We start from the raw sequence: 9,365 nt of genomic DNA on the forward strand, positions 1-9,365 counted from the left end.
GAAACAATACCATGATGCTGATGTGGCGGATTATGATCGTATCGTCTTTGATAGTTTATCCACAAGGTATCCAGATTAACATCTAAATCTTCCTTCCCTGGCGCAAAGACGTGGATGCCCCGCATGAAGCGGGGCATGACGATCAACGGCAGGAACACCGACTAATTGATCATCCGTTCGCGGCCTTCCCAGTAAGGCTTGCGCAGCTCGCGGCGCAGGATCTTGCCGGACGGGTTGCGCGGCAGCGCCTCGATGAAGGCGACGTCCTTGGGGACCTTGTAGGAGGCGATGCGCGTCTTGGCGAAGGCGATGATATCTTCCGCACTGGCGCTCTCGCCGGGCTTCAGCACGACGATGGCCTGCACCGCCTCGCCCCATTTGTCATGCGGCACGCCGACCACGGCGGCATCCGCGATGGCGGGATGGCCGAAGAGCGCGTTCTCGACTTCGGCGGGATAGATGTTCTCGCCGCCCGAGACGATCATGTCCTTCACCCGGTCATGGATGTAGAGATAGCCGTCCTCGTCGAAGAAACCCGCATCGCCGGAATGGAACCAGCCGTCGACGACGGATTCCACCGTCGCTTCCGGACGGTTCCAGTAGCCCTTCATCACCGAACCGCCCTTGATGAGCACTTCGCCGACGCCGCCGGCTTCCACATCCTTGCCGTTCTCGTCGACGATGCGGATTTCGGTGCCCGGATTGGGAATGCCGCAGGAGCGCAGCTTGCCCTTGGCCGGATCATGCGCATCCGGCGGCAGATGCGTCGCGCCGCCGGTCGTTTCGGTGAGGCCGTAAAGCTGTACGAACTCCGCCTTGAAGCGGTCCTGCGCCTTGCGCAGCACATCTTCCGCAATGGGCGAGGCGCCATAGAGAAGCTGGCGCACGGTGGAGACGTTCACCTCGGCGATATTGGGCTGCTGCAACAGGAAGAGAATGACGGCCGGCACGATGAAAAGGACGGTGATGCCTTCCTTCTCGATCAGATGCAGGATCAACGCCGGATCCACATCCTTCAGCACGACATTCTTGCAGCCATGCAGATGGCCCAGAATGCCGATATTGACGCCCGCCACATGGAAGAGCGGCATGCAGACGAGCACGACATCGCTCTCTTTCCAATCCGCCCAGCCGGACTTCATGCCCTGGTCGAAAACGGCGAGATAGTTGCGGTTGGTGAGCTGCACGCCCTTGGGGTGGCCCGTCGTGCCGGAGGTGTAGAGCTGGATGACATCGTCATCGATGTCGGAGGGCAGCATCGGGTCTTCGTTCGGGAAGCTGTCGCGCCACTCGTCGAAGGAAATCCAGTCCGACCGCCCGCCGTCCAGCGCCACCACTTTCCGGATATTCGGGCATTCCGAAAGCACCTTCTCGACCACGTCGTAATATTCCGCGCCGACGAAAAGAATTTCCGTGCGGGAATCGTTCAGCACATAGGCGATTTCCGGCGCGGCGAGACGCCAGTTGACGCCGACCATCACGGCATTCGCCTTGAAGGCGCCGTAGAGCACCTCGAAATAGAGATCGGAACTCTTGCCGATATAGCCGATGCGGCTGTCGGGCCTGCAGCCTTCCGCGATCAGCCCCTGCGCCACGCGATTGGCATAGGCGTCGAGCTCGGCATAGGTGGTGCGGCGTTCGCCGAAGACCTGGGCCGTCTTGTCGCCTTCGGTCTTGGCCCGGTAGCGCGTGATATCCGCAACGCAGCGAACCTCGTTCGCATCGAACATGGTGTTCCTCCCCTGGCTCGCCGCCCGCGCCCCTTCTCCGGAGGCATTTGCCAGCGCGGCGATGTGATTTTGTGAATATTCTTTGCCGCGAGTGTAACCGCGCTATCGCAGGGAGCAAGCGCAACCGGCGCGCGGAAATGCTATAAGGGCCGGACACGAAACCGACGCAACGATACGCTGCGGAAGGGGCGAAAGACCCCACGCGCAACAAGAGAAATTCACAGGGAGAAGAAGATGGCCCGCATACCCTATTTCGATCCGGACCAGGCCGAAGGCCGCGCGAAGGAAGTCTACAAGAAGCTGCCGCCGCTCAATATTTTCCGCATGCTCGGCCATTCCGGCGAGATGCTGGACGGCTTCATCAAGCTCGGCAACCAGATCCTGATGTTCTCCGAGCTGGACCCGGTCTTGCGTGAAATCGCCATTGTGCGCACCGGCGTGCTCCGGGGCTCGACCTATGAGGTCTATCAGCATGAGGCGATCTCGCGCCGGATCGGCATGAGCGACGACCTCATCAAGGCGATCCATGAGGGGCCTGACGCCGCCGCCTTCGACGACATGCAGCGCATGGTGATGCGCTTCACCGACGATGTGGTGAAAAACACCCGCGCCTCCGATGCGACTTTCGACCCGCTGCTGGAAAAACTCGGCCCCAAGCAGATGCAGGAACTGACCATCACCATCGGCTATTACACGATGGTGTCGAACTTCCTCGAAACCTTCGATGTCGATATCGAGGACAAGCCCGTGGAAACGAGCGTCGGCAAGAAGGCCTGAGCGCATGGCGAAACTGCCCTATCCCGACCCCGCCGCGCTGCCGGAGGAAAACCGCAAGCTCCTCGAAACGCTCCCGCCGCTGAACATCTTCCGGATGCTCTCCGGCGCGGGCGCGAGCTTCCCGCCCTTCATGGCGCTCATCAACGCCTATCTCAATCACGGGGCGCTGGACGCGGAACTGCGGGAACTGGCGATCCTGCGCGTCGGGCATTTGCAGGCAAGCGCCTATGAGCTTCACCAGCATGAGCGCGTGTCGCGCACCATCGGCATGAGCGCGGAACGCATCGCCGCGGCGGGTGGCCCGCTCCCCTCGCCTCTCTACAGCGAGGCGGAGAATGCCGCGCTCGCCTTCATCGACGACCAGGTGAAACATGTGAAGGCGGACGGCGCACTCTTCGACGCCGCGCATAAACATGTCGGCGATGCGGGGATGCAGGAACTCATCCTCATCGTGGGCATCTACATGCTGGTCTGCCGCTATCTGGAGACGATGGAAATCGAGCTGGAGGAAAAGGACATCGAGGGCTCGGGTCTGGAGGAGATCGACACCACGATGGGGCGGTGAGGGGAAACGCCCGTAACAAACCAATAGCGTCATGCCCCGCCCTCTTTAAGTGCAAAGGTGGGCGGGGCATCCACGTCTTTGCCGCAATAGAAGGAAGACGTGGATGGCCCGGACAAGCCGGGCCATGACGAGGAGAAAAGTGAGGGAGGAAACATGGCGGAAGAAAAACAGGCCCCGGAAAAACAAGGCTACGTCCGGCCGCTGAGCGCGGAGTCGCAGGGCGAGGCGCCGGGGCGCGGGCGGCTCGACGGGCGGCGCATTCTCGTGGTGGGCGGCGGGCAGCGCGTGCTCGACGCGGCGACCGACCCGGTCGGAAACGGGCGCGCCATGTCGCTGCTCTTTGCACGGGAAGGAGCGACAGTCGCCGTCGCCGACATGAATGCGGACGCCGCCGCCGAAACAGTGCGCCGAATCGAAGCCGAAGGCGGCAAGGCTACGGCGATCACCGCCGACATCTCCAAACCCGGCGACATCAAACGCATGATCGATGACGCCATCGCGGCCATGGGCGGGCTCGACGGCATGGTGCTCAATGTCGGGATCGGCGTGGGCGGGCTGGGGCTCGACGGCATTTCGGCGGAGGACTGGACGAAGGCGCTCAACGTGAATTTGCGCGGGCCCATGCTCTGCTGCCAGGCGGCAATGCCGAAAATGGAGGAAGGCTCCTCCATCGTCTTCATCTCCTCGATTGCAGGCCTCGTCGCGGGCAGCCGGCTCCCCGCCTATGACGCCTCGAAAGCGGCCCTTGGCGGGCTGATGCGTCATGTGGGGCTTGAAGGATCGAAACGCGGCATCCGGTCCAACATCGTCGCGCCGGGGCTGGTGGATACGCCGCTCGGACGGCTGGCGACGCAGGGCCGCCCGTCGCGCGGGCGCACGCCGGTCCCCTTCGGACGGCAGGCGACGGGCTGGGAAATCGCCTATGCGGCGCTCTTCTTCATGTCGGATGAAAGCGTCTATGTGACGGGCCAGACGCTCGCCGTCGATAGCGGGCTGACGGGGATCAGCTAGGCTTAATCGTCGGAATCGAAATCCTCGATCAGCGTGACATGGCCGCGCAGGATGTCGGCCGCGCGGTCGCCGTCGCGCGCCAGCACCGCGTCGAGGATCTTGCGGTGGATGGCGCCCGATTCCGCAAAGTCGATGGCGCTGCCCGCGACATGCTTCCTGTAGAAGAGCAAACGATAGCGCCGCGCTTCCTCGTATAGGCGCTGCTGCATGCGGGAGAGGCGCGCCGAGCCCGCGCCGGCGATGATCGCGAAATGAAACCTGCGATGCGCGTCCTCGTAAGCGGCCAGCGCCTCCTCGGTCTCACGCTCGAGCAGGACGGCGAGCCGCCGCTCCAGCACATGGAAGGCGGCGACGAGCGAAGCTTCCCACTCCTCGTCCCCCTTTTCGATGGCGGCGCGCACGCCCGTCTCCTCCACCATCTGGCGCAGCATGACGATCTCGCTGAAATCCTCCCGGCTCATCGCTGCGACGCGGAAGCCGCGCTGCCCTTCCGTCTGGACGAGGCCTTCGCCCAGCAGGCGGGACAATGCCTCGCGAACCGGGCTCATGCCCGCGCCATAGCGCTTGGTGAGGTCCGTCATGGCCAGCCGGCTGCCCGGCGCTAGCACGCCGTTCAGAATGTCCGCGCGCAGCCGCGCCGCCACCCCGGCTGAAAGGGTGCGATCGTCGGCGGGTTCCAGAATTTCGAAATTATGAATCGACATCGAAATTAAATCTACCTAGCTTTGGCCTCCTGAACAAGAAGAAGCATCGACGAGGGGAGGATCGGCCATGCGTTTCGTGACCTATGCCGGGGAAGAAGGGGCCGAACGGCCCGGTCTGCTGCTGGAAGACGGAAAAACAGTCGCCGATCTCGGCCATCTCTACCCCTCCCTGCTGGCGCTGATCGATGCGGGCGTGGACGGGCTCGCCGCCGCGCGCAAGGAAGCGCAAGCGCCCGCGAAGACGCTGGCGCTGGCCGATATCCGCCTCATGGCGCCGCTGCCCGAACCGCGCCAGCTCCGCGACTGCATGGTCTATGAAAAGCACCTGAAGCAGGCGAGCGAACAGGGCCAGAAGCTGATGGGCGTGGAAAACCCGACGGCGAATATCCCACCCGTCTGGTACAGCCAGCCGATCTACTACAAGGGCAACCGCTTCTCGGTGATCGGCACGGAAACCGATATCGAATGGCCGGCCTATGCCGCGCTTCTGGACTTCGAGCTGGAACTCGCGCTGGTGATCGGCCGCAAGGGCAAGGACATCGCGCCGGAAAAAGCCGGAGACCACATCTTCGGCTACATGATCTTCAACGATGTGAGCGCGCGCGACGCGCAGATGGCCGAAATGCAGGGCCAGCTCGGCCCGGCCAAGGGCAAGGATTTCGACACGGGCAATGTGTTCGGCCCCTGGCTCGTCACCGCCGACGAGGTGGGCGATATCCGCAACCTCCATGTCCGCGCGGCGGTGAACGGCGACACCGTGGCCGACACGACCGCGGGCGACATGCAGCATGAGGTCGGCAAAATTCTTGCGCATATGTCGGCAAGCGAAACGCTCTATCCCGGCGAAGTAATCGGCCTCGGCACTATCGGCGATTGCTGCCTGCTGGAGCATGGCCGCTTTCTCCAGCCCGGCGACACGATCGAATTCGAGGTGGAGAAACTCGGCACGCTGCATAACCGCATCGTCAAAGTCTGAGGGAGGAAACGATGACGAAGAAGCTCATCAAGAACGGCCGCGTCTTGACCATGGCGGAGGGCGCGAAGGAAATCGCCGCCGACATTCTGGTTGAGAACGGCCGTATCGCCGACATCGCGCCCAACCTTGCAGCCGACGGCGCGGAAGTGATCGACGCGGCGGGCTCCATCGTCATGCCGGGCTTCGTCGACACCCATCGCCATGTCTGGCAGACGCAGCTTCGCACCGTGGCGACGGACTGGAGCCTCTTCGATTATTTCGTGGAGATGCGGCTTTCCTATTCGACCTTCTACACGGCGGAAGACGCCTATCTCGGCAATTATGTCGGCGCGCTGGAAGCGGTCGATGCGGGCGTGACGACGATGGTCGATCACTGCCACATATTGAACACGCCCGAACATGCCGAGGAAGCCGTGCGCGGCCTGCAGGAGAGCGGCCTGCGCTCGATCTTCTGCTACGGCACCTTCCCGAACGAACCGCGCGCGCCGATGAATGTGCCGGACGATCCCGGCTGGCGGCACAGGACGGCGCGGGAACTGCACGCCAAACATTTCTCCGGCAGCAAGGGACTGACGCATTTCGGCTTTGCGCCGTCGGAAGCCGAAGCCATGCCCTTCGAAGACCTCGTGGCGGAGATCAAGCTCGCCCGCGAACTCGGCGCGGCGGCGATTTCCTGTCATGCGGCCATGGGCGCCTATGCGCTGGGGGCGGACATTGTCGAGAAGCTCCACAAGGAAGGGCTGCTCGGCCCCGATCTTCTCTTCGTGCATGGCGCGGCCTTTACCGACCGCGAACTCGACCTTATCGCGGAAGCGGGTGCGGGGATTTCCTCCACGCCCGAAACCGAGCTCCAGATGGGGATGGGTTTCCCCGTCGCGCATCGCGCCACGGCGCATGGTGTGAAGACAGGGCTCGGCGTCGATATCGTCTCGAACTATGCAGGCGACATGTTCATGCCGATGCGGCTGGGGCTGCAATCGACGCGCGCCACGCGCAATGCGGAATATGAAGCGCGCGGCCGCGCCCCCGCCATCATCACGCCCGACGCGGAAAGCGTGTTGCGCATGGCGACGCTGGGCGGCGCGGAAGCGATCCATATGGAAAAGGAGATCGGCTCGCTCGAAAAGGGCAAGAGCGCCGACATCATCATCGTTTCGACCGAGGCGATGCATATGACGCCCGCCTTCGACGCCGTCGGCGCGATGGTGCTCAACGCACGGCCCACCGACATTTCCACCGTACTGGTGGCGGGCAATGTCGTGAAGCGCGACGGCAGGCTCGTCCATGCGGACTGGCCCGCGCTGCGCGGCAAATTCGCCGCCTCCGCCGAGCGCATCATGGCGGGGTTCAAGACGCTGGACATTCCGACCATCGCAGACGCCGCGCGGCCGATCATGCCGCATCTCGAATGAAAGCTTGAAGCGGGCCGCACGGAATCCGACACTCGAACAAACACTAATCGTCCAGGGAGGACGCGATGGGACTGGGTCTGGCGAAATATCAATACACCAAGGGGCTTCACGATATCGGGAACGGCGCCTATGCCTGGCTGCAGCCGGATGGCGGCTGGGGCTGGTCCAATGCGGGGCTCATCACCGATAGCGGCGAGTCGCTGCTGGTCGATACGCTGTTCGACGTGCCGCTGACGAAAGAGATGCTCGACGCCATGAAGAAGGCCGAGCCCAAGGCGGCGGAGACCATCGGCATCGTCGTCAACACGCATCACAATGGCGACCATTGCAACGGCAATGAATGCTGCGCCAATGCCGAAATCATCGCGCACAAGCTCGCCGCCGAAGCGATGACGCGCGAGCCGCCGCAAATGCTGGCGGGCTTTCTCGACATGGCGCCGCAGATGGGCGACCTCGGCAAGTTCATCACGAAATGCTTCGGCCCCTTCGACTTCAAGGGCGTGACGCAGACCCTGCCGACCACCACCTTCGAGAAGGAACTGACGCGCAAGGTCGGCGACAAGGAAGTGCGCATCATGCATGTCGGCCCCGCGCATACGCCGGGCGATGCGCTGGTGCATGTGCCCGCCGACCGCACGGTCTATACGGGCGACATTCTTTTCATCGAAGGCCATCCCATCATGTGGGAAGGCCCGGTGGGGAACTGGATCGAGGCCTGCAACCGCATCATGGCGATGGATGTGGAAACGGTGGTGCCGGGCCACGGCCCCATCACCGACAAGAAAGGCGTGAAGGCGGTGCAGGATTATCTCGTCTATGTGCGCGACGAAGCGCGCAAACGCTACGACGCCGGGATGGACGCCTTCGAGGCCGCGCTCGACATCGACATGAGCGATTACGATAGCTGGGGCGACGGCGAGCGCATCGCGGTGAATGTCGCCACGCTCTATAACGAGTTCAACGGCGTCCACGAGGAACTCGACGCCGCGAAACTTTTCGGCCAGATGGCGGAAATCGCAAAACGCAGGGGCCGCCTTTAGAAAATTGCCCCCTCACAACTCCGTGATCGCAACGGCCATGGACGCTTCGCCGAGGGGCCGGTATCGGTTGACGAAACGGAACCAAAGAGGAGACGGCCATGGCCAAGGCAGATGCGAACAAGGCGGACGCGACCTCCATTATCCTGCATCAATATGACGTGTCGCCCTTTTCCGAAAAGGTGCGCGTGGCGCTCGGCATCAAGGGGCTCGACTGGTTCGCCTGCGACGAGCCCGTCATCATGCCGAAACCGGAACTGACCTCGCTCACCGGCGGCTATCGCAAGATCCCGGTGATGCAGATCGGCGCGGACATCTATTGCGATACGCAGATCATCCTGCGCGAACTGGAAAAGCGCTATCCCGCACCGACGCTCTTTCCCGGCGAGGACAAGGGGCTCGGCTGGGGGCTTTCCATGTGGACCGACCGCATCCTCTTCCAGACCGCGGTGGCGGTGATCTTCGGCGGCGCGGGCGACGCGGTGGACGAGGCCTTCAAGAAGGACCGCGAGGCGCTGACGGGCCGTCCCTTCGACACCGATGCGATGAAAGCCGCCGTGCCGCTGATGACGGAACAACTCCGCGCCCAGCTCGGCTGGATCGAGGAGCAGCTTGCCGACGGCCGCGACTTCCTGATGGGCGACAAGCCCGGCCTTGCCGATGCGAGCGGCTTCTACAATCTCGCCTTCATGCGCTGGATCCATCCGCAGGGCGCGGCGATGGTGGAGCACATGCCCAAGCTCGCCGCCTGGGAGGAGCGCGTGAAGGCCATCGGCCACGGCAACAGGCAGGAAATCTCGCGCGACGATGCGCTGGCCATCGCCAAGGCGTCGACAAGTGTGGAAAAGGAAGCCGCCGACCCGAACGAGCCCAATGGCTGGAAGCCGGGCGACCTCGTCAGCGTGACGCCGGACGATTACGGCCGCGACCCGGTGGTGGGCGTCGTCGTCTCATCCTCCGCGCAGCACATCGCCATCCATCGCGAGGACATGCCGGTGGGCGATGTCGTGGTGCATTTCCCCCGCGCGGGCTTTTTCGTGATGCCGGCGTAAGAGCCACACCCGAAAACGTCATGCCCCGCTTCATGCGGGGCATCCACGTCTTGGCGATAAAGAAGAAAGACGTGGATGGCCCGGACAAGCCGGGCCATGAC

Annotated in this window: 9 protein-coding genes; 7 read left to right on the forward strand and 2 right to left on the reverse strand. The window is 63.3% G+C overall.

From position 1 onward, the window contains the following. Positions 1-161 precede the first annotated feature (161 nt). Entirely contained in the window at positions 162-1,730 is a 1,569-nt protein-coding gene (locus CMI59_RS11825) for a fatty acid--CoA ligase (protein ID WP_293328456.1), read from the reverse strand. A 234-nt stretch (positions 1,731-1,964) separates the two neighbouring features. Here CMI59_RS11825 and CMI59_RS11830 point away from each other — a divergent pair, with 234 nt between their 5' ends. The 3 genes from CMI59_RS11830 to CMI59_RS11840 all read left to right on the forward strand — a co-directional run bounded on the left by CMI59_RS11830 (position 1,965) and on the right by CMI59_RS11840 (position 4,083). Further along, positions 1,965-2,507 carry a carboxymuconolactone decarboxylase family protein gene (locus tag CMI59_RS11830; RefSeq protein ID WP_293328457.1) on the forward strand — a complete coding sequence of 181 codons (543 nt, stop codon included), beginning with the start codon at positions 1,965-1,967 and terminating at the stop codon, positions 2,505-2,507. Positions 2,508-2,511: 4 nt separating this feature from the next. Continuing rightward, positions 2,512-3,072: a carboxymuconolactone decarboxylase family protein gene (locus CMI59_RS11835; protein ID WP_293328458.1), complete on the forward strand. Its 561-nt coding sequence runs from the start codon at positions 2,512-2,514 to the stop codon at positions 3,070-3,072. Between the two features lie 153 nt (positions 3,073-3,225). Then, positions 3,226-4,083 (forward strand): SDR family oxidoreductase, encoded by an 858-nt coding sequence (locus CMI59_RS11840; protein ID WP_293328459.1) that lies wholly within the window; start codon positions 3,226-3,228, stop codon positions 4,081-4,083. Between the two features lie 2 nt (positions 4,084-4,085). Here the strand turns inward: CMI59_RS11840 and CMI59_RS11845 are convergent, their stop codons facing one another. Beyond that, positions 4,086-4,787, reverse strand: a complete 702-nt coding sequence (locus tag CMI59_RS11845; protein ID WP_293328460.1) for an FCD domain-containing protein — start codon at positions 4,785-4,787, stop codon at positions 4,086-4,088. Between the two features lie 67 nt (positions 4,788-4,854). Here CMI59_RS11845 and CMI59_RS11850 point away from each other — a divergent pair, with 67 nt between their 5' ends. From CMI59_RS11850 to CMI59_RS11865, 4 genes are all read left to right on the forward strand, one after another. Further along, positions 4,855-5,763: a fumarylacetoacetate hydrolase family protein gene (locus CMI59_RS11850; protein WP_293328461.1), complete on the forward strand. Its 909-nt coding sequence runs from the start codon at positions 4,855-4,857 to the stop codon at positions 5,761-5,763. A gap of 11 nt (positions 5,764-5,774) precedes the next feature. Next, complete coding sequence (locus CMI59_RS11855) at positions 5,775-7,175, forward strand: amidohydrolase family protein (RefSeq protein ID WP_293328462.1); 1,401 nt, start codon at positions 5,775-5,777, stop codon at positions 7,173-7,175. Between the two features lie 65 nt (positions 7,176-7,240). Then, complete coding sequence (locus CMI59_RS11860) at positions 7,241-8,215, forward strand: MBL fold metallo-hydrolase (RefSeq protein WP_293328463.1); 975 nt, start codon at positions 7,241-7,243, stop codon at positions 8,213-8,215. Between the two features lie 98 nt (positions 8,216-8,313). After that, positions 8,314-9,264 (forward strand): glutathione S-transferase family protein, encoded by a 951-nt coding sequence (locus CMI59_RS11865; protein WP_293328464.1) that lies wholly within the window; start codon positions 8,314-8,316, stop codon positions 9,262-9,264. Positions 9,265-9,365: the final 101 nt, after the last annotated feature.

This window comes from Parvibaculum sp., assembly GCF_002684405.1.
Lineage (GTDB): Bacteria > Pseudomonadota > Alphaproteobacteria > Parvibaculales > Parvibaculaceae > Parvibaculum.

Coding starts and splice junctions, on each gene's coding strand:
- CMI59_RS11825 (WP_293328456.1), bottom strand. CDS start 1,730: ATGTTCGATGCGAACGAGGTTCGCTGCGTTGCGGATATCACGCGCTAC.
- CMI59_RS11830 (WP_293328457.1), top strand. CDS start 1,965: ATGGCCCGCATACCCTATTTCGATCCGGACCAGGCCGAAGGCCGCGCG.
- CMI59_RS11835 (WP_293328458.1), top strand. CDS start 2,512: ATGGCGAAACTGCCCTATCCCGACCCCGCCGCGCTGCCGGAGGAAAAC.
- CMI59_RS11850 (WP_293328461.1), top strand. CDS start 4,855: ATGCGTTTCGTGACCTATGCCGGGGAAGAAGGGGCCGAACGGCCCGGT.
- CMI59_RS11855 (WP_293328462.1), top strand. CDS start 5,775: ATGACGAAGAAGCTCATCAAGAACGGCCGCGTCTTGACCATGGCGGAG.
- CMI59_RS11860 (WP_293328463.1), top strand. CDS start 7,241: ATGGGACTGGGTCTGGCGAAATATCAATACACCAAGGGGCTTCACGAT.
- CMI59_RS11845 (WP_293328460.1), bottom strand. CDS start 4,787: ATGTCGATTCATAATTTCGAAATTCTGGAACCCGCCGACGATCGCACC.
- CMI59_RS11865 (WP_293328464.1), top strand. CDS start 8,314: ATGGCCAAGGCAGATGCGAACAAGGCGGACGCGACCTCCATTATCCTG.
- CMI59_RS11840 (WP_293328459.1), top strand. CDS start 3,226: ATGGCGGAAGAAAAACAGGCCCCGGAAAAACAAGGCTACGTCCGGCCG.